The following is a 24,643-nucleotide window of genomic DNA, read 5'->3' on the forward strand; positions in this document are numbered from 1 at the left end:
GTGCGGTGGTGCGGGGCGGTGCTCATGACGGCGCGCCCGGCGCGATGAACGGCAGACCGGCCGGCGCGCCCTTCTCGATCAGGCGCAACAGCCCGTCCGTGTCCGCGTGTTCTTCGATCAGGTCACCGAGCAGGTCCAGCTGCTCCTCGCGCAGGGCGGCGAAGCTGATGTCCGGCGCGGGCACGAAGCGGCGCCCGGCCGCGCGCGCCACCTCGGTGAGGAAGCGGCGCCGGAACGCGTCGCTCTCCAGCGACCCGTGCCAGTGCGTGCCCCACACCTCACCGACCCGGCAGCCGTCCAGGAACGGCTCCCCGCCGGCGACCTCGGCGACCCCGTGATGGATCTCGTACCCCTCGACCGGTTCGCCGAGGGCCTCGCCGACCGGCCGGGCCAGCGTCTTCTCCCGGGCGAACCGCACCCGCACCGGCAACAGCCCGAGCCCGGCCACGGAGCCCGCCCGCGACTCGACGTCGTCCTCGATGTGCTCGCCGAGGACCTGGAAGCCGCCGCAGATCCCGAGCACCGGCCGCCCCTCGGCGGCCCGGCGCGCCAGCGCGTCCGCGAGCCCGCGCTCCCGCAGCCACTGGAGCGCCCGTACGGTCCCCCGGGTGCCCGGCACGACCACGAGGTCGGCGTCGACCAACTCCTCGGCCCGGTCCACGAACCGCACGACGACACCCGGCTCGGCGGCCAGCGCGTCCACGTCCGTGAAGTTGGACATCAGCGGCACCGCGCACACCGCGACCCGCAGCACGTCCGCGCCGACCGGCGGCGCCACGGCGGACTCCCGCACGGCGCCCCGCAGGGACACCCGCAGGCCGTCCTCCTCGTCGATGCCGAGCCCGTGCCGGTAGGGCAGCACACCGAAGGTGCGCCGGCCGGTGAGGCCCAGGAGCATGTCGAGGCCGGGTTCCAGGAGCGAGACGTCCCCCCGGAACTTGTTGACGAGATACCCGGCCACCAGCTCCTGGTCGGCCGCACTCAGCAGCGCCGTCGTCCCGAAGAACGAGGCGAACACCCCACCCCGGTCGATGTCCCCGACCACCAGGACGGGGAAGCGGGCGGCGCGTGCGATGCCCATGTTCACGATGTCGGTGCGCCGCAGATTGATCTCGGCGGGACTGCCCGCGCCCTCGCAGATCACGGCGTCGTAGGTGCCCCGCAGTTCCTCCAGACACCCCACGACGGTCTCCAGGAGCGCCTGGCGCCCTCCCTCCCGCGGTGTCCCGCAGGACGCGCCGCCGGGCCCCCCGAAGAACCCGCGCGCGCTCATCTCGCCCACCGGCTTGCCCATGAGCACGACCTGGCTGGAGCGGTCGCTGCCCGGCTTGAGCAGGACGGGGTTCATCAGCGCGCTCGGCTCGACGCGGGCGGCCTGCGCCTGCATGGCCTGCGCCCGGCCGATCTCGGCGCCCTCACGGGTGACGAAGGAGTTCAACGACATGTTCTGCGCCTTGAACGGCGCGACGGACACACCCTTGCGGGCGAGCCACCGGCAGATCCCCGCGGTGACGACGCTCTTCCCGGCGTCCGATGTGGTCCCGGCGACCAGCAGTCCACCGCTCATGCTCTTCTCCCTGACTTCGCCGCTCGCGGCGACCTCGTCGACCCCAGCACCCGCCGGGCCGCCACCGCGACCCCCAGCGCCAGCCAGCTGACCCGCCGGGAGAGCCGCACGGCCCGCTCGATGTCCGCCACGCGCACGTCCCGCCCGTCCGCGTTCAACACGGGCCGGTGCTCGACCCGCCCCCCGTACGAGAGGGTGCCGCCGAGCCGCACGCCCAACGCCCCCGCGAAGGAGGCCTCGACGGGCCCGGCGTTCGGGCTCGGATGTTCGGCGGCGTCCGCGCGCCACGCCCGCACCGCCCCCGAGGGCGAGCCCCCGGCCAGCGCCGCGAGCCCCGCGGTGAGCCGCGCCCCCGGCCAGCCGAGGACGTCGTCCAGCCGGGCCGACGCCCAGCCGTAGCGCCGGTACCGGGGCGACTTGTGCCCGACCATCGCGTCGAGGGTGTTCACGGCACGGAAGGCGACGAGCCCCGGCACCCCGCCGACGGCGCCCCACACGAGCGCGCCGACCACGGCGTCCGAGGTGTTCTCGGCGACGGACTCGACCACGGCGCGCGCGATGCCGTCGCGGTCCAGCGCCTGCGGGTCCCGCCCGCATAGATGGGGCAGCCGCTCCCGGGCCACCTCGATGTCCCCCGCTTCGAGGGCGCCGCCGACGGCCCGCGCCTCCCGGCCCAGCGAGGTCCCGCCGACCACGGCCCAGGTCGCGGCGGCGGTCAGCGCGACGGACGCGGCGGGGGAGCGGCGTACGAGACGGGCGGCGAGGGCGGCGGCACCCGCCGCGCCCCCGGCGCACACCACGGCATGCAGCGCGCCCCATCCGCGGTGGTCGCGCCACAGCAGCCGTTCGACGGCGCCCGCCGCCCGTCCGAACCCGGCGACCGGATGGCCGCGGCGGGGATCGCCGAGCAGCAGGTCGCCCAGGAGGCCGGCGGCGGCGCCGTACGCGAAGTCGCGGTCGGCACTCATCGGCTCAGCCGGCCGCTGTGCCGAGAAGGGAGCTGACGCTCGGGAAGTGGTCCGGCAACGGGCGGCCGCGCATGGCGATATGTCCTCACTCAGGGTGTCCGCGCCCTGGTTCGACGTGATCGGCGGCGAGAGTTCCTGGCTTTCCGGGAGGGCGTCCGTGACGGCCTCCCGGTGACAGTGGCGGGACCGCGCCGGATTCGCACCGGCTTCCTCTTCTGCCGCCGTAGTTGGCCCCGGAAGTCCACCACGCCCCGCGAACGCCCGTCAACTCGCCGTTGACCTGCGGCGGGAGAGTGTGCGGAGCCCCACATACGACGGTGGGGCGCCGGACGTGAAGACACGTCCCGCGCCCCACCGGGGGACCGCTGCCGTCAGGCGACGATCAGATAGATCCCGTACGCCACGGCCGCCGCGCACAGGGCGAAGCAGGCGTACGCGCCGGTACGGGCCAGGGCCGCGGAGCCGCCGGCCGGGGCGGCGGCGGCCGTCTCCTGCTTGGAGAGGCCGACGACGCCGAGGGTGAACAGGCCCACGAGAGCCACCGTCACGGCGAGGCTGACTCCGAAGACCGAACCGAGAGCTGCCCAGTCGATGTGCATGCTGATGTGTCCTTACACCGTCGCGGGCCGGGCGGGGTCCGCCATGGCGCCGGTCGAGGTCGTGGTCGGGGCCGCGATGGTGGCCTTGACCGGTTCGCCGGCGGGGGCGCCGACGGCGGTCAGCGTGCCCGCGGGGGGCGGGGAGACGGCGGCGATGGCGGTGGTCACGACGCCCGCGGGCTCGGCGCCCGGGGTGGCGGCGCGGCGGATCTCGTCGTCGGTGACGTTGGTGTGGTCCACGGAGTTGCGCCGCGAGAGCACCCAGATCACCGTGGCGCCCGCGATGAGCAGCGCGGCGGTGGCCGCGACGCCCCAGGGGCCCTGCTGGGTGAGGAACTCGGCGCCCGCGCCCACCAGGCCGGCGGCCGGCAGGGTCAGGCCCCAGGCGATGAACATGCGGCTCGCGGTCGACCAGCGGACCACGCCGCCCTTGCGGCCGAGGCCCGAGCCCATCACGGCACCGGAGCAGGACTGGGTGGTGGAGAGCGAGAAGCCGAGGTGCGAGGAGGCGAGGATGACCGTCGCGGCGCTGGTCTGGGCGGCGAAGCCCTGCTGCGGCTGGAGGTCGGTGAGGCCCTTGCCCATGGTGCGGATGATGCGCCAGCCGCCCAGGTAGGTGCCGAGGGCGATGGCCACACCGGCCGAGACGATGACCCACAGCGGGGGGTTCGAGCCGGGGCTCAGGACCCCGCCGGTGACCAGGGCGAGGGTGATGATGCCCATGGTCTTCTGCGCGTCGTTCGTGCCGTGGGCCAGCGAGACGAGGCCCGCGGAGGCGATCTGGCCCGCGCGGTAGCCCTTGGCGGTGGCCCGCGTGTCGGTGTTGCGGCCGATCCGGTAGGTCAGGCGGGTGGCCAGCATCGCGGCGAGGCCCGCCACGAGCGGCGCGGCGAGGGCCGGGATGAGGATCTTGGTGACGACGGTGCCGCCGTTGATCGACGACCAGCCCATCGACATGACCGCGGCGCCGATGAGGCCGCCGAAGAGCGCGTGGGAGGAGCTGGAGGGCAGGCCCACCAGCCAGGTCAGCAGGTTCCACAGGATCGCGCCGACGAGCGCGGCGAAGATGACCTCGGTCTTGAGGCCGTCCTCGTTGACGATGCCGCCTGAGATCGTCTTGGCGACTTCGACGGAGAGGAAGGCTCCGACGAGGTTCAGCACGGCGGACATGGCCACCGCCGTCTTGGGCTTGAGAGCGCCGGTCGAGATGGTCGTCGCCATCGCGTTGGCAGTGTCGTGGAAACCGTTCGTGAAATCGAACACGAGAGCGGTGACGATCACGATCCCGAGGAGAAGCGTGATGTGTTCCATTTACCCAGGCTTCTGTTGGACGTCAGTGGCATGAGAAACGTAGGCAACCTGGGTGAACGGAAAGTGAACTGGGCCGGGCGACGCGGTGACCCTAAGCGGAGCGCCGCCTCTCCATATCCTCCAGGCGTCTGCGAGCGATCGTACGGAGTGGCGGCTCGGGGCCCCTGAACCAGCCGGAGTGTCGCCCTCCGCCACCCTCCCGGGCGCCCTCGCGCACCCCCCTTCCGCGCCCCAAGCGGAATGGCACGCCACCCCCTCCGCGAGACCCATCTCACCCGCCCCGGGCTCTCGGCGAGGCCTTCAGGGCCGCGCCCCCGGCTGGCAGGATCACCCCATGACTGAGCAGCGGCAGGGCGCGGAGCGGGACGCCGTCGGGCGGGCGTGGGGCGAGCTGGTCGAGACGGCGCGCAGGACGGTGGCGGACGGTCTCGTCGTCGGCACCTCGGGCAACGTCTCCGTGCGGGTCGGCGACACCGTCCTGGTCACCCCGAGCGGCGTGCCCTACGACCGGCTGGGGCCCGCGGACGCGCTCGGCGTCGACCTCGCGGGGCGGCGCGTCCTCGGGGAACTCACGCCCACCAGCGAGCTGCCCATGCACCTGGCGATCTACCGCACCACCGACGCGAGGGCCGTGGTCCACACCCACGCCGTGCACGCCACCGCCGTCTCGATGCTGGTCTCCGAGCTGCCGGCGGTCCACTACATGACGGGCGCCCTCGGCGGCCCGGTCCGCGTGGCCCCCTACGCGCTCTACGGCACCGACGAACTGGCCGAGAACATGCTCCGGGCCCTGCGCGAACGCACCGGCTGCCTCCTGCGCAACCACGGCACCATCACCTACGGGGACTCCCTGGCCCAGGCGTACGACCGCACCGCGCAGCTGGAGTGGATGTCCCGCCTGTGGCTCACGGCCAGCGCGGTGCCCGGCCGTGCCCCCACCCTCCTGTCCGACGCCCAGCTGCGCGAGGCACGCGACAAACTGCGCGGCTACGGACAGCCCGCTCCCGCACACTCCGCTCCCGGCGAGCGCCCGCATCCGGCCGAGCCGCTTCCCGACCGTTGACACCGCCATCCCGGGGCACCAGACACGTATGGCAGAACCGACGCGTACACACGGCTCCCGGCCCGTGGGCCGACGGGGCGGGGCGCTGCCCTGGAAACGCTCCGCGCCCGCATCACCCCGCGGGCCCCGCCCACTGGCCCCACGGCCCCTGCCCCCGGACACTGGGACAGTGCGCCCAGCCAAAGCGACGGCAGCGGCCGTCACCGCAGTCACAGCAGCCCTCGGCACAGCCGCGGCCGCGGTCGCGGCGGGCAGATTCGCCAGCGACGCCGCCCTCAAGGCCCCGGCGGGCCGTCCGCTGCCGACCGAGCCACGCCTGACCGTGCACGCCACGGCCGCCGGCCAGATCTCCCTGACCCGCGCCCTGGCCAGCCTGCGCCCCGGCACCTACGGCCTGAGCGGCAGCGGCACCCACGCGATCGTGGGCCCGGTCCTGGACGGGGCCCCGCACAAGGCGGACACCGTCGTGCGCCGCCTCGAATCCGTCACCCACGGCACCCTGGAGCCCGGCGCGAAGGTCTGGCTCACCCCGCAGGTCCACCTCGGCGACCCGGGCACGGCGCTCGGCCTCGACCACGAGGAGGTCGTCGTCCCCGGCGAGCTCGGCGGCCTGCCCGCCTGGTTCGTGCCCGGGCTGCGCGACACCTGGGTCATCACCGTGCACGGCCTCGGCACCACCCGTGAACACCCCATGGTCGTCATGGACTTCCTGCACCGCCTGCAACTGCCGGTGCTCGACATCGCCTACCGCGGCGACCCGGGCGCCCCCCGCTCCGCGGACGGCCTCGGCCACCTCGGCGAGACGGAGTGGCGCGATCTGGACGCCGCCATCCGCTACGCGGTGCGCCGCGGGGCGCGCAACGTCATCCTGCACGGCTGGTCCACCGGCGCCACCATGTGCCTGCACGCCGCCGCGCACTCGGCGCTGCGCGAGCGCGTCAGCGGCCTCGTCCTGGACTCCCCGGTGCTCCACTGGGAGACCACTCTGCGCGCCCTCGCCGCGGCCCGGCGCACCCCGGGGCCGCTCCTGCCGCTCGCGGTCCGCGCGGCACAGGGCCGCACGGGGCTGCGCGGCGACCGCGTCCTCGCGGCCGCGCGTCCGGACCTGCTGCGGGTCCCGACCCTGATCCTGCACGGCCCCGACGACGCCATCGCCCCGTGGGCCCGCTCCCGGCAACTGGCCCGGCAGCGCCCCGAACTGGTCACCCTGCGGGTCGTCCCCGGCGCCCCGCACGGCGCCATGTGGAACGCCGACCCGGCGGGCTACGAAGAGGCCCTGCGCCGTTTCCTCACCCCCCTGATGTGACCGTCCGCTCCCCTCTGATGTGACCGTCCGCACCTCCTCCGACACGGCCGCGAAATCCCTGTCGCACGGCGTCCCGAGGGCCACCGACGCCATCCCGTTTGGGTTTTCGGACCGTCAACAGGAAGACTGCTCCCGTGACGTCCCGTACCCCGCGCGACTCCAGGCTCCGACTCGTCCGTGCTCCCCGCCAGAGGGCCGAGAAGCGAGGGGAGGCCCAGCGCGACCCAGCGCGCCCCCTCTCCGCCGCCCCCGGCGCGGTGAGCAACCGCCGCACGCGCCGCCCCGCGCCCCGCCCGCCCGAGGGCACGCCGGCGCCCTCCGAGCTGGCCCGGGGAGCACGCGAGGGCCTCGCCGACGCGGTGCGGGTCGCCCGCTGGGCCGACGCCGCCCTGCGCCCGGGACCCGGCCGCACCGGCGCGCGGCCGGACAGCAGGGGCGCCCTGACCGACGCCACCGCCGAACGGGCCGCCGCCGAGCTGGGACTGACCCCCGCTCAGGTCCGCGCCGACTGGGACACCGCGCGCCTCGCGGGCCTCGTCGAGATGCACGGCGACAGCGCCCGCCCCGGCTGGCGCCTGCGCGCCTGGGACCGCGACGACACCGCCGTGCTGCGCGGCTGGGTCGCGCTCTTCGACGCCTGGTCGCTGGCCCATCCGGCGCCGGACGACCTGCCCGCCGCGGCGGTCGCCGAGGTCGTCGAGGCCATGCCGCAGGTCCTGTCCTTCCTACAACTGTCGGCGGGCCCGGTCCCCGTGCCGCAACTGCTCGACCTCCTGGACCAGCGCGTCACCGAACTGCGCACCGAACGCTGCGAGATCCCGTACGGCGCGCACTCCGGGACCGCCCCCGAAACCACCCCCGAGACCGCCTCGGCCGACCGCGCCGAAGAGGACGCCCCGCTGCCGGCCCTCCTGGACTGGGCGCTGCACGGCCTCGCCGCCGTCGGCGCGCTCACCTTCGCCGACGGCCAGGCCACCCTCACCCCGCTCGGCAGTTGGGCGGTCTGGGTCAAGCTGGAGCAGATCTGCGTCGCGGCGCAGAGCCCCGCCGGGCACTTCGAGCAGTCCGCCGAGGACATGCTGCGCGGCTGTGCCCGCCTGCGGCCCAACGCGGCCCGCGCCGAGTACCGCGCCTGGCTCGCCGCCCGCCCCGTCGGCAGCGCCGTCACCGACCTGCTCACCGCCGCCCGCGGCGAGGACGCCCTGCTGCGCGGCCTCGCCTTCGAGGCGCTGCGCGTCGTCGGAGCCCCGGCCGAGGCGGAGGTCAGGGCCGTCCTGGACGAGACCCCGCTGCGGCCCTACGCCCTGCTGTGGCTCGCCGAACAGGAGGGCGCCGACCCCGAGGACGTGCACCTCGTGCTGACCCGCGAGGAGTCCACCTGGCTGTGGATCGACACCGCGGCGGCCGTCGCCGACCACGGGGAGGCCCAACTGCTCGTCCGGCACCTGGAGTCGGCCGTGCAGCCCACCGTGCCCGCCCTCCTGGACGAGGTGCGCCGCGCGGGGCACCCCCGCACCGTGCAGGTCCTGGTCGCCCTCGCGGCGGCCCACCCCGACCCGGCGCTCGCCAAGGCAGTGCGCCGCGCCGCCTTCCAGGTGCACACCGGCGGCGAATGACACCCGGCCGGGGGCGGGACCACGGCCTTGTGCGGGGTCAGGGCCGTATCTCGGGGGCGTATGTGCCGAAGCTCCACACGTTGCCCTCGGTATCCCTGGCCATGTAGTCCCGCGAGCCGTAGTCCTGGTCGGTCGGGGGCATCAGGATCTCCGCCCCGTGCTCCTTGGCCCGCTGGTGATGGGCGTCCACGTCGTCCACGACGATGTACGCCCCGCTGGGCCCCGCGTCCTTCATCACCTGGTCGAAGAGACCGCCCCGGCCCTTGGAGCCGAGCATCACCGCGCCGTTGCCCTGCGCCAGCTCGGCGTGCATGACGCTGCCGTCCTCGCCCTCGTACACGCTCACCTCGGTGAAGCCGAAGGCCTCCGTCAGCTGCTTGATCGCGGCCTTCGCGTCCGCGTACAGCAGTGTCGGGAAGACGCTCGGCCGTCCGCCGTCGTCGCCTGCCATGCCGACCACTCCCATCGGATCCCTGACGCGGGATGTGACCCACCCCACACCTGCCCCCAGTCTCGCACCAGGGTCCGACAACGCCCGCCGGAGCCCGAGCGGGCCGGGCCCCGCCCCGGTCGGCCCGCTCAGCGGAAGGTGTCGCACTGCCCCATCTCGCCGGTGCGGTAGCCCCGGTAGAACCACTCCTGGCGCTGCTCGGCCGAGCCGTGCGTCCACGACTCGGGGGTGACCCGGCCCTGGAACTTCTCCTGGATGCGGTCGTCGCCCACCGCGGCCGCCGCGTCCAGGCCGTCCCGGATGTCCGCGTCGTCGAGGCTGCTGATCAGCGGCTTGCCCGTGCGCTCATCGGGGCTGCGGGTCGCGTGCCGCGCCCACACCCCGGCGTAGCAGTCGGCCTGGAGCTCGACCTTCACCGCGTTGCTGTCGCGGCCCGTGCGCCCGTCCTGGGCCCGCCCCAGGACTCCCGTCAGGTTCTGCACGTGGTGCCCGTACTCGTGGGCCACCACATACGCCTGTGCGAAAGGACCGCCCGAGGAGCCGAACTTCGTGCGCAGCTCGTCGAAGAAGCCCAGGTCCAGATAGACCTTCCGGTCGCCGGGGCAGTAGAAGGGGCCGACCGCCGAGGTCGCCGCCCCGCAGGCGGTGCCCACGCGGTTGGTGAACAGGACGGTCCGCGCGGGGGAGTACGAGGCCCGCCTGCGCTGGAACTCCGGGCGCCAGAAGTCCTGGACGCTGTTGACCACCGCCACGATGCGGCAGTCCTCCTTGGTGTTCGCGTCCCGCCCCGTGCGGCAGCTCTGCTGCACCTGCGCGAGGGACGACGAGGACGCCTCGGGCTCCTCGTCACCGGACGACAGACCCAGTTGATCGGGGCCCACCCCGAACAGCAGGCCGAGCACCAGCGCGATGAGACCGGCGATGCCGCCGCCGACGGTCGCCCGGCCGCCGGGGATCCGACTGCCGCGCACATCCTGCACCTCGGAGGTGTCCAGGCCGGCGTCGTCGTCGAACTGCATGGGTGTACCCCTCTGTGTCGCACTCGGGGCGGCACGCGCCGCCCCGCACCGAGTCCCCGGCCACTTCATCCTCATGCGCCCGCCCTTGCGCGGCCCCGGACGGAGGTCCGAACGGGGGACGCGCCGGGCGCCGCGCGCCGTGTCGCGCCCGCCGGCGAGGGCGGTCCGCGGCCCCGCCGCTACGCTCTGCGCCTGATCCGTGGGCAGTGGTACCGAAGGGGGCGTCATGTCCGCTCCGCCGCGCGAGCCGGCCGCCGACCCCGGGGCGGCGCCCTCGCGCCGGGCCCGCACGGGCGTCCGCCTCCTGCTCCCCGTCGCCCTCGCCCTGCTCGCCGTGCCGCTCATCACCGCCGCCCACCACTCCCGGCCCGCCCCCTACGGAGACCACCTCGTCGCCCACGCGCGCGTGCCGGGCGCCACCCTCGGCCCGGCCCCCGCCCTGCGGACCAAGGGGCGGGCCGTCGAGGCGTACGACCCACGCAGTGGCACGGTCCGCTGGACGTACACGCGCGAGGGGCGTCGCCCCCTCGCGCTCCTGCCCGCGCCCGGACACGCCTTCGCGCTCTGGAGCGACGGTCTGGTCACGGACACCGAACGCGACGCGGGCCGTTTCGTGCGCTGGCACCGGGCCATCCCGCAGAGCGCCGCGTGGCTGCGCACCCCGGCCGCGCGCGGCGGCGCCGGAGTGCTCCGGCCGCTCACCGGGGGTGCCCGCATGCTGGCGGTCGTCACTCCGCACCGCATCGCCGCCTACCGCGCCGTGGACGGCGATCTGCGCTGGGTGCTGCCCGCGCGCCCGGGCTGCGCCTTCGCACCGGCCCGCTCCCTGCGCCGCGGCGGCGCCCTGCTCGTCGCGCAGCCCTGCCCGGGGGCCGCCCTGTCCTGGACGGCGCAGGTCATCGCGGTGGACGACCGCGGACGCGTCGTCCCCGGCCGCACGCCGCTCGGCAACGGAGACCTGGAGCGGGGCGCGGAGCGCGCCGGGAGCCCAGAAAACTAGTTGCGTTCGCCCGTTAGAATGGCTGCCATGGCAGCTCCTCTCCTCAGTTGGACGGCGTAGACACCGGCCCCGAGCAACCAGTCGTCCCTCTCGCCGTCCACCCTGTTCAGGAGTAACCCCCCGTGATCACCGCTTCCGGCATCGAGCTGCGCGCCGGCGCCCGCATCCTCATCGAGAACGCCTCTTTCCGCATCGCCAAGGGCGACCGCATCGGCCTGGTCGGCCGCAACGGCGCGGGCAAGACCACCCTCACCAAGTGCCTCGCGGGTGAGGGCATCCCCGCGGGCGGCACCATCTCGCGCTCCGGAGAGGTCGGCTACCTCCCCCAGGACCCGCGCACCGGCGACCTCGACGTGCTGGCCCGCGACCGCATCCTCTCCGCGCGCGGCCTCGACACCCTGATCCGCAAGATGCGCGAGAACGAACAGCGCATCGCGAACGGCCAGGGCTCCACGCGCGACAAGGCGATGAAGCAGTACGAGCGCCAGGAGACGGAGTTCCTCACCAAGGGCGGGTACGCCGCCGAGGCCGAGGCCGCCACCATCGCCGCCGCGCTGAACCTCCCGGACCGAGTGCTCGGCCAGCCCCTGCACACGCTCTCCGGCGGTCAGCGCCGCCGTATCGAGCTGGCCCGCATCCTCTTCTCGGACGCCGACACCCTCCTGCTCGACGAGCCGACCAACCACCTCGACGCCGACTCCATCGTCTGGCTGCGCGACTACCTGAAGACCTACCGCGGCGGCTTCATCGTGATCTCCCACGACGTCGACCTCGTGGAGACGGTCGTCAACAAGGTCTTCTACCTGGACGCCAACCGCTCGGCGATCGACGTATACAACATGGGCTGGAAGCTCTACCAGCAGCAGCGCGAGTCCGACGAGAAGCGCCGCAAGCGCGAGCGCCAGAACGCCGAGAAGAAGGCCGCCGTCCTGCACTCGCAGGCCGACAAGATGCGCGCCAAGGCCACCAAGACGGTCGCCGCGCAGAACATGGCGCGCCGCGCCGACAAGCTCCTCGCGGGCCTGGACGAGGTGCGCCGCAGCGACAAGGTCGCCAAGCTCCGCTTCCCCGAGCCCTCGCCGTGCGGCAAGACGCCGCTGATGGCGGAGGGCCTGTCGAAGTCGTACGGCTCGCTGGAGATCTTCACCGACGTCGACCTCGCGATCGACAAGGGCTCGCGCGTGGTCATCCTCGGCCTCAACGGCGCGGGCAAGACGACCCTCCTGAAGCTGCTCGGCGGCGCCGAGAAGCCCGACACCGGCAAGGTGATCGAGGGCCACGGCCTCAAGCTCGGGTACTACGCCCAGGAGCACGAGACCCTGGACCCCGAGCGCACGGTCCTGGAGAACATGCGCTCGGCCGCCCCCGACCTCGACCTGGTCGAGGTGCGCAAGACGCTCGGCTCCTTCCTCTTCTCCGGGGACGACGTCGACAAGCCGGCGGGTGTGCTCTCCGGTGGTGAGAAGACCCGGCTCGCGCTCGCGACCCTCGTGGTCTCCTCGGCCAACGTCCTGCTCCTGGACGAGCCCACCAACAACCTCGACCCGGCGAGCCGCGAGGAGATCCTCGGCGCCCTGCGCACCTACAAGGGCGCGGTCGTCCTCGTCACCCACGACGAGGGCGCCGTCGAGGCGCTCCAGCCGGAGCGGATCATCCTGCTGCCGGACGGCGTGGAGGACCTGTGGGGCCCGGACTACGCGGACCTCGTGGCCCTCGCCTGAGCCGTCCACTTCGCGTGATCGAACCACTGATCCACTGCGTATGGATCATTCGGCCGATCCGTGATCCCTCATCTGTGTGAGCCGTCCTCGTACCGAGGTGTGTCATACACGCATTTCGGGGCGTCGTGGGCATGATGACGGCCGTCTCCGCCACCACCCCGCTGACCTGGTGATTCTTGGCGCGGGCCGCTCGCGCGTACGACCTCCGACGCGCGGAATCATGGATTCCGTTCGTGGCGTCCCAGGTCCGGGCGGCAAACCTTGTCGTACGGACCTTGCCGAATGGGTGGCCAGGAGGCCCGCGAGGGGTGATCATGAGAAGTCCAGAGCGCACTTCCCACGAGGAGGCACGGGTGGCCGAGACTCTGAAGAAGGGCAGCCGGGTAACCGGCGCCGCGCGCGACAAGCTCGCGGCAGACCTGAAGAAGAAGTACGACGGCGGTGCGAGCATCCGGGCGTTGGCCGAGGAGACCGGCCGTTCGTACGGGTTCGTGCACCGCATGCTCAGCGAGTCCGGCGTCACGCTGCGGGGACGCGGCGGGGCGACGCGCGGCAAGAAGGCCGCCCCCACCGGCTGACGGTGGGCGCGCGCTGTTCCATGGTCCGATGGTGACCACCCGGTCGATCGCCTGATCGGCCGGGTGGTTACTGTGCAGTCACTTACGGGCGCTCCCGGGCGTCCGGACCGACCGCACCCCATCGGAGGCACCCATGGCTTCGTCCGGCAGCGAGCTCGCACCGGTTCTCGACAAGGACGGCGTACGCCTCACCATCGACGAGGCCGTCGCCACGGTGACGCTGACCAACCCGGCCAAAAGGAACGCCCAATCTCCCGCGCTGTGGAGGGCGTTGGCCGAGGCCGGTCAGCTGTTGCCGGGCAACGTCCGGGTCGTGGTGCTGCGCGGCGAGGGCAAGTCCTTCTCCGCGGGCCTGGACCGGCAGGCGTTCACGCCCGAGGGCTTCGACGGCGAGCCGTCCTTCATCGATCTGGCGCGCGGTGAGGACGGCGTCCTCGACGCCACCATCGCCGAGTACCAAGAGGCGTTCACCTGGTGGCGGCGCAGCGACATCGTGACCGTCGCCGCCGTTCAGGGGCATGCCATCGGCGCCGGGTTCCAGCTCGCGCTCGCCTGCGATCTGCGGATCGCGGCGGACGACGTGCAGTTCGCCATGCGCGAGACCAGTCTCGGCCTCGTCCCCGACCTCACCGGCACGCATCCGCTCGTGGGGCTGGTCGGCTACGCCCGCGCGCTGGAGATCTGCGCCACCGGCCGCTTCGTCCACGCGGACGAGGCCGAGCGGATCGGCCTCGCCAACCTCGTCGTCCCAGCCGACCAGCTGGAAGCCGCCGCACAGGACCTGGCGGCCGCGCTGATCGCCGCGCCGCGCGACGCGGTCATCGAGACCAAGGCGCTGCTGCAGGGCGCGGTGAACCGTTCGTACGAGGAGCAGCGCGTCGCCGAGCGTGCCGCGCAGGGCCGCCGCCTGCGGGACCTCGCGGGCATCGGCGACTGACGCCACCCCGGCGGCCCTGGGCTAGGGCGTTTCCACCGCGGTGACCAGCACCGCCACCGAAGGGCGGTCCGCCAGCGCGTCGCCGACCGCCGCGCGGACCGCGAGCGCCACGTCCAGGGCGCGGTGTTCGTGGTCCGTCGCCAGCTCCACGCGCACATGGCGGCGCGGCAGCGCGCCCGGCGCAGGCCGTTCGTCGATGACCACGGCCGGGCCGAGCGCGCCGGTCAGCCGGGTCACGCCGGGCACCGCGAGCGCCGCCTGCCCCGCGGCGGCGTCGTCGCCCTCGCCCGCGGGGACCTGGGCCGCGGGCGCGCGGGGCGCGGGCGGGAGTACGTCCTCGTCGGGGCCGATGCCCTCGTCCACCAGGGCCGTCACCCGCAGGTCCACCTCCTCGGCGGCGAGCCCGATGCGCAGCGCCGCCTCGTGGAGCGCCGCGCGCAGCCGGTCCGCCGCGGCCGGCAGCGGCAGACCCGTGGCGGCCGTGAAGTCCGCCGTGACCCGCAGCGGCCCCGGCGGCAGCGCGCTCGGCGGGGGCGGCACCGCCGGGGCGTGCGTGGCGCCCGGATCGGCCGGGGCGACGCGCAGCCCGCCCAGGCGCACCCCGGTGACCCGTTGCGCCGCATGGCGCAGTACGGCACCGGCCGCCGCCTCCGTCACCCATGTGCCGTCCCGCGCGCCGCCCAGCGGAAGCACCCGGCCAAGGCCCAGTTGTCGGCGTACCGCCTCGGTCCACCCGTCACCCGTCATGCCTCCACCCTGCCGCATCCCTGGGGCGCCGTCGCGCAACCCGTCTTAATGTGGGCAAAGAAAGCAGATCCCCCTTTCGAACGGACGGTACGGCGATGACCGACACCGGAGAGCGGAAGACGTCTCAGACGCTGGAGAAGGACTCCCTGGGCCACGGCCTGGGCGGCGCGGGCGCCCGGGGCGGCGGTGACCCCGGGAGCCGGGGCCGCACGACCATCGCCGACGGGGTCGTGGAGAAGATCGCCGGACTCGCCGCACGCGACGTCGAAGGCGTGCACGCGATGGGCGGCGGCCTCGCGCGGACCTTCGGGGCCGTGCGCGACCGCGTCCCCGGCGGGGGCACGAAATCCGTCTCGCGCGGGGTGAAGGCCGAGGTCGGCGAGGTGCAGACCGCGCTCGACCTGGAGATCGTCGTCGAATACGGCGTGCCGATCGCCGATGTCGCCCAGGACGTGCGCGAGAACGTGATCGGCGCCGTCGAGCGCATGACCGGCCTCGAAGTGGTCGAGGTCAACATCGCGGTGAGCGACGTGAAGCTGCCCGACGAGGACGACGAGGAGCCCGCGGGCCGTCTCCAGTAGCAACCAACCTTCAGCCGCGTCTCGCTAAGGAGCGCACATGAGCATGGCCGTGATCGGCATGGTGGCGGGAATGGCGCTCGGCTTCGCCGGATACTTCGGCGGATTCGGGGCGTTCCTGCTGGTGGCCGCCCTGGGAGCGATCGGCTTCGTGGCCGGCCGGTTCCTGGAGGGAGACCTGGAACCCGGCGAACTCTTCCGCGCCCGCGGCGACCGGCGGCGGTGAGCGGTGGCGGCACAGGTCGCGCCCGGGGAGCGCGGCGCCACCCGGATCGCCGACCGGGTCGTCGCGAAGATCGCCGCGCGGGCGGCGCGAGAGGCGCTGCGGACGGTGCCGGCCGACGGCTCCCCGCCGCACGCCACGGTCTCGGTCGCCCACCACGCCGCCCGGGTCCGCGTCAGCCTCGAACTGGACTACCCCTGCGACATCGGCCGCCAGTGCGGCGCCGTCCGCAGCCGGGTCGCCGAACGCGTGGCGGCGTTGGCGGGCATGACCGTCCCCGAAGTGGTGGTCCAGGTGGAGCGGCTGCACTCGGCGCGGGTCCGCGCCGCGGGACAGGGGAGGACCCGATGAGCGAAACCCCGGAGAGCGGCGCCACACGGTCGCTGCCGGTCGTCGAACAGGCCGGTGAGGACGCGCCGGGCCGCTCCGGTTCCTCGGCGGGCGGTTCCTCGGCGGCGGATCAGCCCCTACCCACCCTCTCCGCCGACGACAAGGCGCCCCGGTTCTGGTCGTCGCGCCGGGTGCCCGCCGCTCTCCTCGCCCTGGTGGGCCTGGGCCTCGCCGGGCTGTTCCTGTACGACGTGGTCGCCGTGCGGGCCGGTCATCGCGCGCTGAGCTGGCGTCGCGGACTCGCCCGCCGGCTCGGCGAGTGGACCCTGGACGACACGGCGGTGCTCGTCGGGGCCGCCGTCGCCGCCCTCGTCGGCCTGTGGCTGCTCGTGCTCGCCGTGACACCGGGCCGGCGCGCGCTCCTGCCGATGCGGCGCGCCGACGGCGACGTGCGCGCCGGACTCCACCGCGCGGCCGCCGCCACGGTGCTGCGCGACCGCGCCATGGACGTGTCCGGCGTGCAGTCCGCGCGGGTCCGCCTGACGCGTTCCAAGGCGGACGTCCGGGCGGTCGCGCACTTCCGCGAACTCGACGACGTACGGGGCGACCTGGACGCGGCGCTGAGCGACGGCATCCGCGACCTCGGCCTGGCGCGCGCCCCCGGGCTCTCCGTCCGGGTCGCCCGGCCGGGAAGGAAAGGGTGAGCGCCATGCTCCGCTCGGTCAACCGCGTCGTCCTGGCCCTGGCCGGACTGGTGCTGCTCGTCCTCGGCGGCTCGGTCCTCGCCATCGGGCTCGGCGCCTCGCCGCCCTCCTGGTGGCTCCACGACGGGCGGCACGACGTGCTGCTCGACGAAGCCGACCGCACCCGCTGGCGCGACGAGGGATGGTTCTGGCCGACGGTCATCGCCGTCCTCGCCGTCCTGGTCCTGCTCGCCCTGTGGTGGCTCTCGGCGCAGCTGCGCAGGCGCCGTCTCGCGGAGGTCCTGGTGGCGACCGGGGACGGCGAGGGCGCCCTGCTGCGTGGGCGCGCCCTGGAGGACGTCCTGGCCGGAGAGGCCGAGTCGCTCGATGGCGTCGAACGCGCCCGGGCCACCCTCACCGGGCGGCGCGGCGCACCGCGGGCGCGTGTGGAACTCGTACTCGAACCACGGGCCACGCCGTCCGACGCGCTGCGCCAGTTCTCCTCGGAGGTCCTCGCGCCCGCCCGCGACTCGGCCGGCCTCGCGAGCCTGCCCGCGACGGTGCGGCTGCGCGGGGTCAAGCACCGCGCGGACCGCGTGAGTTGACCTCACGCGCCCTGCCCGCCCGCGCCGCACGCCCCGCCGTGGTCAGAAGCCGCTGCGCGCCCCGCCGTCCACCGGCACCATGACCCCGGTCAGGTACGACGCGGCGGGCGACAGCAGGAACGCCGCCGCGCGGCCGAACTCCCGCGGTGTGCCGTAGCGGCGCAGCGGGATCCTCGCCTCGTTGGCCGCCCGGGTGGCCTCCGGGTCGGGGGAGAGGCCGTCCAGCTGGCGCATGCGGTCGGTGCCGATGCGGCCCGGCAGGACGCCGAGGACCCGGATGCCGCGCGGGCCGACCTCGTCCGCCAGCGACTTGGCGAATCCGGCGAGCCCGGGCCGCAGCCCGTTCGAGATCGTCAGGCCCGCGATCGGCTCGTACACCGAACCGGACAGCACGAAGGCGATGACGCCGCCCTCGCGCAGCTCCGTCGCGGCGGAGCGGGCGAGCCGCACCGCGCCGAGGAAGACGGACTCGAAGGCCGCCTGCCACTGCTCGTCGGTGCTGTCCGCGACGAAGCCGGGCGGCGGCCCGCCGACGCTGATCAGCACACCGTCGAAGCCGCCGAAGTGCTCGCGGGCCGCCGCGATCAGCCGGTCCGCGACGGCCGGGTCGGCGTTGTCGGCGACGACACCGGCCGCGTTCGGGCCCAGCTCGGCGGCCGCCTCGGCGACGGCTCTCTCGTCGCGACCGGTGATGACGACCTTCGCGCCGTCGGCGACCAGTTCCCGCGCGGTGGCGTTGCCGAGGCCGCGGGTCGCGCCGGTGACGACGTAGACACGGTCTTTCAGTCCAAGATCCATGCCCCTATCCTCCCGCTTCCCCGTCGAAGAGCGCGAGGGCGGTGTTCACCAGGCCGATGTGGCTGAACGCCTGCGGGAAGTTGCCGAGCTGACGGCCGCAGACCGGGTCGTACTCCTCCGCGAGCAGCCCCACGTCGTTGCTCAGCGACACCAGGCGCTCGAACAGCTCCCGCGCCTCCTTGGTGCGCCCCGTCATGTGCAGCGCGTCCGCCAGCCAGAACGAGCAGACGAGGAAGGTGCCCTCCTGGCCGGGCAGGCCGTCCATCTCCTTCTTGTCGGAGGTGTAGCGGCGCATCAGCCCGTGGTGGTCGAGCTCCGCGCGGACCGCGTCGATCGTGCCGATGACACGCGGGTCGTCGGGCGGCAGGAACCCGGTGTGCGGGATGAGCAGCAAGGAGGCGTCCAGTTCGGTGGAGCCGTAGGACTGCGTGAAGGTGTTGCGCTCGGGGTCGTAGCCCCGTTCGCACACCTCGCGGTGCACCTCGTCCCGCAGCTTGCGCCAGCGGTCCGGGTCGCCGCGCAGCTCCGGGTTCTCCTCCAGGGCGCGCACCGCCCGGTCGGCGGCGACCCACACCATCACCTTGGAGTACACGAAGTGGCGGCCCGGCCCGCGGACCTCCCACAGGCCCTGATCGGGCTCGCGCCACTTCTCGTGCAGGAACTCCAGGAGGCAGAGCTGGAGGTTCCAGCCCTGGGCACGGTGCGCTATGCCGGAGCGGTGGGCGAGGGCGAGGGAGTCGACGACCTCGCCGTAGACGTCGAGCTGCAACTGCTCCACGGCCCCGTTGCCGACGCGTACGGGGGCCGAGCCCTCGTAGCCGGGCAGCCAGGGGATCTCGTACTCGGGAAGGCGCCGCTCCCCGGCGAGGCCGTAGACGATCTGCAGGTCGGCGGCGTTGCCGGCGACCGCGCGCAGCAGCCAGTCGCGCCAGGCCTCGGCCTCCTCCAGATAGCCGGCCATCAGCAGCGCGCCCAGGGTGAGGGTGGAGTCGCGCAGCCAGCAGAAGCGGTAGTCCCAGTTGCGTACGCCGCCGATCTCCTCGGGCAGCGAGGTGGTGGCGGCGGCGACGATGCCACCGGTCGGGGCGTAGGTGAGGGCCTTGAGCGTGATGAGGGAGCGCATCACCGCGTCGCGGTACGGGCCGTCGTACTGGCAGCGCGCGGTCCAGGTACGCCAGTCCTCCAGGCACTCGCGCAGCGCTTCGTGGGGGTCGACCAGGGGCGGGCGCGGTTCGTGCGAGGGGTGCCAGGTGAGGACGAACGCCACCTTCTCCCCCTCCTCGACGGTGAACTCGGAGTGGGTGCCGAAGTCGTGCCCCCAGGTGCGTACGGCCGGTTCGCTGCGCAGCCAGACGGAGTCCGGCCCGGCGACGGCGACGCGGTGGCCGTCCACCTTGCGCACCCAGGGCACCACGGAGCCGTAGTCGAAGCGGAGCCGCAGGGTGCTGCGCACGGTGACGCTGCCCTTGAGGCCTTCGACGATGCGTACGACATCGGGGGCGCGGTCGCGCTGCGGCATGAAGTCGGTGACGCGGACGGAGCCGTCCTCGGTGTCCCACTCGGTGTCGAGGACGAGGGAGTCATGGCGGTAGGCGCGACGGGTGCAGGAACCGGCATCCGTGGGAGCGATGCGCCAGTGGCCGTTCCCCTCGTCGCCGAGCAGCGCGGCGAAACAGGCGGCGGAGTCGAACCGGGGCAGGCAGAGCCAGTCCAGCGAGCCGTCCTTGCCGATGAGGGCGGCGGTCTGGTGGTCGCCGATGAGCGCGAAGTCTTCGATAGGGCGGGACACGCAGAACGGGTTCCCGGGTCGGGGCCCCGCCAATCGAGAGGAGCCCGGGCAGTCGTGAGCGGCGCTCAGGCGGCCGCCGGCGTCTTCTCCTCGGCGGGGGAGGCGGCCGCGGCGGCGCGGTCACGGCGCTCCCTGCGGACCAGGACCACCCAGCCGACCGGGACGCCCGCGGCGAACAGCCACCACTGGACCGCGTACGCCATGTGCGGGCCGATCCCGCTGTGGTCGGGCTCGCCGATCAGCTCGGGGGAGCCGTCGCGGGGCTCGGGCGAGGTCTGCTCGATGTAGCCGCCGAGGACCTGCTTGCCGAGGCTCGCGGCCTGCTGGCCGCTGCTGATCAGCATGATCTGACGGTCCGGCAGGCCCCGGACGTCCTTGATGCCGCTGGCCGCGGACGTCTCGTCGGCCATCAGGCGGCCGGTGACGGTGAGCCGGCCCCGGGGGGCGGCGGGGATCTCGGGGAAGGCGGTCTGCGGGCCGTCGGCCGGGACCCAGCCGCGGTTGACGAGCAGGACCTTGCCGTCGGTCAGGACGAACGGGGTCAGGACGTGGAAGCCGACCTCGTCGTCGGCGTTGGTGCGGCGCCGCACGACGACCTCGTGCTTGGTGTCGTACGTCCCCCTGGCGCTCACCCGGCGGTACAGATCGGACCTCGGCACCTCGTGGCCGGGGGAGGTGAGCCGCTCGGCCGGGACCGGGTCGGCGGCCAGGGCCCTGGAGATCCGCCCGTTCTGCGCGACGCGGTGCTCGTGCCGGTGCAGCTGCCAGAAACCCAGCTCGACCATCACGGGGATGAGGACGAGGGCGATGAGGGTGAGGATCACCCACTGCCGGGTCAGGAGGAAGCGGTACACCCCACGACGGTACAACTCGGTCGCGGGGTGTCTCGACGTGGGGTGTCTCGACGCGGGGTGTCCCGACGTGCGGTGTCCGGACGTGGGGTGCCCGACGTGGGGTGGGAGCGCGGGGGCGGGCCTCAGACCCTGTCGACGATGCCCACCTGCCCCTCCGCGCGCGAGCAGTGGGCGCCGCAGTACCAGTGGCCGTCCGCCTCGACGCCCTGGCCGATGATGCGGCACCGGCAGTGCTCGCAGATGGGCGCCATGCGGTGGATGGCGCAGGAGAAGCAGTCGAAGACGTGCACCGCGCCCTGCGCGTGCACCTCGAAGGACATGCCGTAGTCGTTTCCGCAGACCTCGCAACGTGCCATGCGCCACAGGGTGGGGCGCGGCGGCGGCGCGGGGCGAGCGGTGTGCGGGCGAGTCGCCCGCAATCACCCGTCTGACGGTCGGCCGCCCGGAATCACCCGTCTTGACGGTCGGCCGCCCGCCGTCACCCGTCCGTGGCGGGCGCCACGTCCTGGAGGAGCTGGCCGAAGGCCGCCTCGTCGATCACCGGCGTGCCGAACGAGCGCGCCTTGACGGTCTTGGAGGTGCCCGAGTCCGGGTCGTTCGTGACGAGCAGGCTGGTGAGGCGCGACACGCTCGTGGCGATGTGCAGGCCCGCCTCGACCGCCCGGTCCTCCAGGAGGTCGCGCTCCACGGAGGTGTCCCCGGAGAACGCCACCCGCATGCCCTGCTTGAGCGGTTTGCCCGGTTCGTAACGTCCGGGGTTCGGGTGGGGGCACGGCGGACGCTTGCGCGAGGGGCGCCAACTGCCCGGCCGGTACGACGAGGAGGGCGCCGGTCCCGTCGACTGCCGGCCGATGTGGGGCGTGCCGTCGGACCACTCGGTGAGCGGCCGGCACTCCAGGAGCGGCAGGCGGACATTGCCGCCGGCCGCCGCGTGCAGGCTCGGACGGAACGCCTCGGCGAGCACCCGCGCGTCGTCCAGCGCGTTGTGCGCGTGGCGCTGCTCGACGCCGAAGTGGGCGGCCAGCGACTCCAGCTTGTGGTTGGGCAGCGGCAGCGCCAGCTCCTTGGAGAGGGCGATCGTGCACAGCCGCTGGCGCACCGGGGCGACGCGCTCCGCGCGCGCGTACTCCCTGGCGATCATCGACCAGTCGAAGACGGCGTTGTGCGCGACGAGGACGCGGCCGTCGAGCCGGCTCGCGAACTCCTCGGCGATGTCCCGGAACAGCGGCGCGTCTTCGAGCGTCTCGCTGGTGAGGCCGTGGATCCAGACGGGGCCGGGGTCGCGCTGGGGGTTGACCAGCGTGTACCAGTGGTCCTCGATCTCCCCCCGGGCGCCCACCCGGTAGACCGCGGCCGACACTATGCGGTCGTCGCGGGCCAGGCCGGTGGTCTCCACGTCGACGACCGCGTACCCCGTTGGATACGCGGCCGGCCAGGGGGCGGCGGGCGCTGCGGTCGTCTGGTCTTCGAGCATGGTCCCTGAGGATACGGGCCGCCACCGACAGTCAGGCGCCCGGTCCGAGAAGCCCCGTCACCAGAGCCTTGACGGAGGTGGTGAACAGCGCCTCCGGATCCAGGGGGCCGGCGAGCGCGCGGGCGAGCGCGCCGTCCCGCTCCGCCGCCCGCGCCGTCCACAACTCCTCCTCGCCGGGGTGCTGCGCGGGGGCGCGTTCGCGGTTGCGTTCGACCAGGACGTGGCCGACGACGAGGACCTGGACGGCGCGGACGGCGTCGGCGGCGCGGACACCGCGCAGGCCGGCCTCGTGCACCTCGTGGACCAGCGCACGCTGCGCGGGCAGGAACATCCGTTCGGTGAGCCCGCGTTCGTGGACCATCGCGACGAGGTGCGGATGGTCGAGCAGTTGGCGGCGCAGGGCGCGGGCCACGGAGACGACGCGCTGTGCGGGGGTGCGGCCTGCCGGGCGGATCTCGCCGAGGTCGGCCAGCGTGCGCTCCACGAGGGCGTCCAGGAGCGCCTCGCGGTTGCCGACGTGCCAGTAGATCGAGGTGACGGCGGCGCCCAGCTCGCCGGCGAGGCCGCGCATCGTCAGGGACCGCGGGCCGTGCCGCATGACCAGGCGCTCGGCGGCGGCAAGGACGTCCTCCCGGCCCAGGCGCGTACGCGTCCCTTTACCCTTCACGGCTCCTGTTGTAACTGTGTTACAGAGCTGCCGCAAGTCCGACGCCGCGCCGACGAAGGGTGGTACGACATGGCACGCGTACGCTACGGGCCGCGCACCGAGGCGGAGATCGCCGCATCGCGCACCGCGAGTTCCCGGCTCCCCGACATCTGGTCCACGGGCGTGGTGGCCCTCTGGGAGAGCGACCCCGACGCGGTCGCGGCGGTCCTGCCGCCCCCGCTCGAGCCCACCGGGCGGCCCCTGGTGCGGGCGAACATCAGCAGGGTCGACCTGCCCGGCTACCCGCTCGGCGCGGGCTCGGTGGCCGTGGCCGCCGAACACGGGGGAGTGGCCGGCTGGTACCCCCTGGTGATGCCGATGACCCATGAGCGGGCCCTGATCGGGGGCCGCGAGGTCTTCGGGGAGCCGAAGAAGCTCGGCGAGGTCGAGGTGGAGCGCGACGGCCTGGTCGTCCGCGCCAGGCTGGCCCGGCACGGCATCGCCTTCGTGGAGGTGCGGGGCGCCGTCGGCGGCGCGCTCCCGCTCCCCGAGCCGGCCGACAGGACGGACTTCTACTTCAAGTTCCTGCCCGCCGTCGACGGTTCGGGCTTCGACGCCGACCCCGTGCTGGTGCACTGCGTACGTCACGAGAAGGTCCGCAGGCTGGAGAGCGTCACCGGTGACGTCGTCCTGCGGGAGTCGGTGTACGACCCCGTGGCCGATCTGCCGGTGCGCTCGCTCGTCGGGATCACCATCGGCGAGAAGACCACCGACCAGCGGGGCCGCGTCGTCGAGCGCGTCAGCGCGCGGGCCCTGCTGCCCTACGTCCACCAGCGCTACGACGACCCCGCGCAGATCCTCGACGGGCCGCCCGAGGGGAGCGTGTGAGATGGAGCTGCGCGAGGGACAGGTCGCCGTCGTCACCGGCGCGGCGAGCGGCATCGGGCTCGCCATGGCGCGGCGGTTCGCGGCGGACGGCCTGAAGGTGGTCCTCGCGGACGTCGAGGGCGCCGCCCTGGAGAAGGCGGCCGCCGGACTGCGCGCGGACGGGGCGAGCGTGCACGCGCGCGTGGTCGACGTCGGCGACCGCGCGCAGGTCCTCGCCCTCGCCGACGAGGCGTACGACACCTTCGGCGCCGTCCATGTGCTGTGCAACAACGCGGGCGTCGGCTCGGGCGCCGAGGGCCGCGTGTGGGAGCACGACCCGAACGACTGGAAGTGGGCCTTCGAGGTCAACGTGTGGGGCGTCTTCCACGGCGTCCAGGCCTTCGTGCCCCGGATGCTCGCGGGCGGCGAACCGGGGCACGTCGTCAACACCTCCTCCGGCGACGGCGGCATCGCGCCGCTGCCCACCGCCTCCGTGTACGCGGTCACCAAGGCGGCCGTGGTGACGATGACCGAGTCGCTGTACGCCCACCTGAAGGCCGAGCACGCGCGCGTGGGCGCCTCCGTGCTCTTCCCCGGCCCCCACATGCTGCGCACCGGCCTGTGGGAGTCCCACCGCAACCGCCCCGACCGGTACGCCAAGGCACGCCCCCGCAGGACCCCTTACCGCAGCCTCGACCAGTGGGAGGCCGCGATGAGGGAGGCCGGGCAGGAGGTGCGGTTCACGCCCGTCGAGCAGGTGGCGGACTTCGTGGCCGAGGGCATCGCGGCGGACCGCTTCTGGTTGCTCCCGCCGAGCGAGCACAGCGACCGGCAGATCAGGGCCCGCTCGCAGTCGATGCTCGACCGCTCTGACCCGTCGTATCTGGAGAACTTCATCCTGGACTGAAGGGAG

At 73.9% G+C, this 24,643-nt stretch carries 27 protein-coding genes and 1 riboswitch; of the genes, 14 read left to right on the forward strand and 13 right to left on the reverse strand.

The features are described from left to right. Positions 1 to 22: 22 nt before the first annotated feature. The 4 genes from ACZ5GP_RS06015 to ACZ5GP_RS06030 all read right to left on the reverse strand — a co-directional run bounded on the left by ACZ5GP_RS06015 (position 23) and on the right by ACZ5GP_RS06030 (position 4,445). Positions 23 to 1,567 carry a cobyric acid synthase gene (locus tag ACZ5GP_RS06015; protein ID WP_468749603.1) on the reverse strand — a complete coding sequence of 515 codons (1,545 nt, stop codon included), beginning with the start codon at positions 1,565 to 1,567 and terminating at the stop codon, positions 23 to 25. Then, positions 1,564 to 2,535, reverse strand: a complete 972-nt coding sequence (locus ACZ5GP_RS06020) for a cobalamin biosynthesis protein (RefSeq protein WP_468749604.1) — start codon at positions 2,533 to 2,535, stop codon at positions 1,564 to 1,566. The genes ACZ5GP_RS06015 and ACZ5GP_RS06020 overlap by 4 nt, the downstream gene beginning before the upstream one ends. Positions 2,536 to 2,642: 107 nt before the next feature. Beyond that, positions 2,643 to 2,796, reverse strand: a riboswitch (cobalamin riboswitch). Positions 2,797 to 2,906: 110 nt separating this feature from the next. Further along, a complete protein-coding gene (locus tag ACZ5GP_RS06025) occupies positions 2,907 to 3,134 on the reverse strand; it encodes a hypothetical protein (RefSeq protein WP_358589346.1) in 228 nt (75 codons plus the stop codon). A 12-nt stretch (positions 3,135 to 3,146) separates the two neighbouring features. Further along, positions 3,147 to 4,445, reverse strand: a complete 1,299-nt coding sequence (locus ACZ5GP_RS06030; RefSeq protein ID WP_468749605.1) for an inorganic phosphate transporter — start codon at positions 4,443 to 4,445, stop codon at positions 3,147 to 3,149. Between the two features lie 334 nt (positions 4,446 to 4,779). Between ACZ5GP_RS06030 and ACZ5GP_RS06035 the strand changes: the two genes are divergently transcribed. The 3 genes from ACZ5GP_RS06035 to ACZ5GP_RS06045 all read left to right on the forward strand — a co-directional run bounded on the left by ACZ5GP_RS06035 (position 4,780) and on the right by ACZ5GP_RS06045 (position 8,430). Continuing rightward, positions 4,780 to 5,508: a class II aldolase/adducin family protein gene (locus ACZ5GP_RS06035; protein ID WP_468749606.1), complete on the forward strand. Its 729-nt coding sequence runs from the start codon at positions 4,780 to 4,782 to the stop codon at positions 5,506 to 5,508. A 169-nt stretch (positions 5,509 to 5,677) separates the two neighbouring features. Beyond that, positions 5,678 to 6,814 carry an alpha/beta hydrolase gene (locus ACZ5GP_RS06040; protein WP_468749607.1) on the forward strand — a complete coding sequence of 379 codons (1,137 nt, stop codon included), beginning with the start codon at positions 5,678 to 5,680 and terminating at the stop codon, positions 6,812 to 6,814. Between the two features lie 134 nt (positions 6,815 to 6,948). Further along, entirely contained in the window at positions 6,949 to 8,430 is a 1,482-nt protein-coding gene (locus tag ACZ5GP_RS06045) for a hypothetical protein (RefSeq protein ID WP_468749608.1), read from the forward strand. Positions 8,431 to 8,467: 37 nt separating this feature from the next. Here the strand turns inward: ACZ5GP_RS06045 and ACZ5GP_RS06050 are convergent, their stop codons facing one another. Further along, complete coding sequence (locus ACZ5GP_RS06050; protein WP_468749609.1) at positions 8,468 to 8,881, reverse strand: VOC family protein; 414 nt, start codon at positions 8,879 to 8,881, stop codon at positions 8,468 to 8,470. Positions 8,882 to 9,009: 128 nt separating this feature from the next. Further along, a complete protein-coding gene (gene ypfJ / locus ACZ5GP_RS06055) occupies positions 9,010 to 9,900 on the reverse strand; it encodes a KPN_02809 family neutral zinc metallopeptidase (RefSeq protein WP_468749610.1) in 891 nt (296 codons plus the stop codon). Positions 9,901 to 10,126: 226 nt separating this feature from the next. Between ypfJ and ACZ5GP_RS06060 the strand changes: the two genes are divergently transcribed. The 4 genes from ACZ5GP_RS06060 (at position 10,127) to ACZ5GP_RS06075 (ending at position 14,136) form a co-directional block, all read left to right on the forward strand. Continuing rightward, complete coding sequence (locus tag ACZ5GP_RS06060; RefSeq protein ID WP_468749611.1) at positions 10,127 to 10,900, forward strand: PQQ-binding-like beta-propeller repeat protein; 774 nt, start codon at positions 10,127 to 10,129, stop codon at positions 10,898 to 10,900. A 122-nt stretch (positions 10,901 to 11,022) separates the two neighbouring features. After that, positions 11,023 to 12,621: an ABC-F family ATP-binding cassette domain-containing protein gene (locus ACZ5GP_RS06065; protein WP_468749612.1), complete on the forward strand. Its 1,599-nt coding sequence runs from the start codon at positions 11,023 to 11,025 to the stop codon at positions 12,619 to 12,621. Between the two features lie 353 nt (positions 12,622 to 12,974). Further along, positions 12,975 to 13,199 carry a helix-turn-helix domain-containing protein gene (locus ACZ5GP_RS06070; protein ID WP_468749613.1) on the forward strand — a complete coding sequence of 75 codons (225 nt, stop codon included), beginning with the start codon at positions 12,975 to 12,977 and terminating at the stop codon, positions 13,197 to 13,199. Between the two features lie 133 nt (positions 13,200 to 13,332). Next, positions 13,333 to 14,136: an enoyl-CoA hydratase/isomerase family protein gene (locus ACZ5GP_RS06075; RefSeq protein WP_468749614.1), complete on the forward strand. Its 804-nt coding sequence runs from the start codon at positions 13,333 to 13,335 to the stop codon at positions 14,134 to 14,136. Positions 14,137 to 14,157: 21 nt separating this feature from the next. Here the strand turns inward: ACZ5GP_RS06075 and ACZ5GP_RS06080 are convergent, their stop codons facing one another. Next, positions 14,158 to 14,883: a nucleopolyhedrovirus P10 family protein gene (locus ACZ5GP_RS06080; protein ID WP_468749615.1), complete on the reverse strand. Its 726-nt coding sequence runs from the start codon at positions 14,881 to 14,883 to the stop codon at positions 14,158 to 14,160. Positions 14,884 to 14,978: 95 nt separating this feature from the next. Between ACZ5GP_RS06080 and ACZ5GP_RS06085 the strand changes: the two genes are divergently transcribed. The 5 genes from ACZ5GP_RS06085 to amaP are packed head-to-tail and all read left to right on the forward strand — an operon-like array spanning position 14,979 to position 17,302. Then, positions 14,979 to 15,464, forward strand: coding sequence for an Asp23/Gls24 family envelope stress response protein (locus ACZ5GP_RS06085; RefSeq protein ID WP_468749616.1), 486 nt, complete (start codon positions 14,979 to 14,981; stop codon positions 15,462 to 15,464). A gap of 37 nt (positions 15,465 to 15,501) precedes the next feature. Further along, a complete protein-coding gene (locus tag ACZ5GP_RS06090) occupies positions 15,502 to 15,687 on the forward strand; it encodes a hypothetical protein (protein WP_468749617.1) in 186 nt (61 codons plus the stop codon). Between the two features lie 3 nt (positions 15,688 to 15,690). Continuing rightward, entirely contained in the window at positions 15,691 to 16,035 is a 345-nt protein-coding gene (locus ACZ5GP_RS06095) for a hypothetical protein (protein WP_468749618.1), read from the forward strand. Beyond that, positions 16,032 to 16,718 carry a DUF6286 domain-containing protein gene (locus ACZ5GP_RS06100; RefSeq protein ID WP_468749619.1) on the forward strand — a complete coding sequence of 229 codons (687 nt, stop codon included), beginning with the start codon at positions 16,032 to 16,034 and terminating at the stop codon, positions 16,716 to 16,718. Before ACZ5GP_RS06095 ends, ACZ5GP_RS06100 begins: the two co-directional genes overlap by 4 nt. A gap of 5 nt (positions 16,719 to 16,723) precedes the next feature. Further along, a complete protein-coding gene (gene amaP, locus ACZ5GP_RS06105; protein WP_468749694.1) occupies positions 16,724 to 17,302 on the forward strand; it encodes an alkaline shock response membrane anchor protein AmaP in 579 nt (192 codons plus the stop codon). A 42-nt stretch (positions 17,303 to 17,344) separates the two neighbouring features. Here amaP and ACZ5GP_RS06110 read toward each other — a convergent pair whose 3' ends face one another. From ACZ5GP_RS06110 to ACZ5GP_RS06135, 6 genes are all read right to left on the reverse strand, one after another. Beyond that, positions 17,345 to 18,100 carry an SDR family oxidoreductase gene (locus ACZ5GP_RS06110; RefSeq protein WP_468749620.1) on the reverse strand — a complete coding sequence of 252 codons (756 nt, stop codon included), beginning with the start codon at positions 18,098 to 18,100 and terminating at the stop codon, positions 17,345 to 17,347. 4 nt (positions 18,101 to 18,104) lie between these two features. Next, positions 18,105 to 19,889, reverse strand: a complete 1,785-nt coding sequence (locus ACZ5GP_RS06115; protein ID WP_468749621.1) for a glycoside hydrolase family 15 protein — start codon at positions 19,887 to 19,889, stop codon at positions 18,105 to 18,107. A gap of 65 nt (positions 19,890 to 19,954) precedes the next feature. Next, complete coding sequence (locus ACZ5GP_RS06120) at positions 19,955 to 20,743, reverse strand: SURF1 family cytochrome oxidase biogenesis protein (RefSeq protein WP_468749622.1); 789 nt, start codon at positions 20,741 to 20,743, stop codon at positions 19,955 to 19,957. Positions 20,744 to 20,865: 122 nt separating this feature from the next. Next, positions 20,866 to 21,099, reverse strand: a complete 234-nt coding sequence (locus ACZ5GP_RS06125) for a hypothetical protein (protein ID WP_358586064.1) — start codon at positions 21,097 to 21,099, stop codon at positions 20,866 to 20,868. Positions 21,100 to 21,221: 122 nt separating this feature from the next. Beyond that, positions 21,222 to 22,217, reverse strand: coding sequence for a DEDDh family exonuclease (locus ACZ5GP_RS06130; RefSeq protein ID WP_468749623.1), 996 nt, complete (start codon positions 22,215 to 22,217; stop codon positions 21,222 to 21,224). A 31-nt stretch (positions 22,218 to 22,248) separates the two neighbouring features. Continuing rightward, complete coding sequence (locus ACZ5GP_RS06135) at positions 22,249 to 22,815, reverse strand: TetR/AcrR family transcriptional regulator (protein WP_468749695.1); 567 nt, start codon at positions 22,813 to 22,815, stop codon at positions 22,249 to 22,251. 138 nt (positions 22,816 to 22,953) lie between these two features. Between ACZ5GP_RS06135 and ACZ5GP_RS06140 the strand changes: the two genes are divergently transcribed. Together ACZ5GP_RS06140 and ACZ5GP_RS06145 are read left to right on the forward strand one after the other, a co-directional pair. Then, positions 22,954 to 23,751 (forward strand): acetoacetate decarboxylase family protein, encoded by a 798-nt coding sequence (locus ACZ5GP_RS06140; protein ID WP_468749624.1) that lies wholly within the window; start codon positions 22,954 to 22,956, stop codon positions 23,749 to 23,751. A gap of 1 nt (position 23,752) precedes the next feature. Next, positions 23,753 to 24,637, forward strand: coding sequence for an SDR family NAD(P)-dependent oxidoreductase (locus tag ACZ5GP_RS06145; RefSeq protein ID WP_468749625.1), 885 nt, complete (start codon positions 23,753 to 23,755; stop codon positions 24,635 to 24,637). The last annotated feature ends 6 nt before the right edge of the window (positions 24,638 to 24,643 follow it).

It is taken from the genome of Streptomyces sp. NPDC031466, assembly GCF_055581265.1.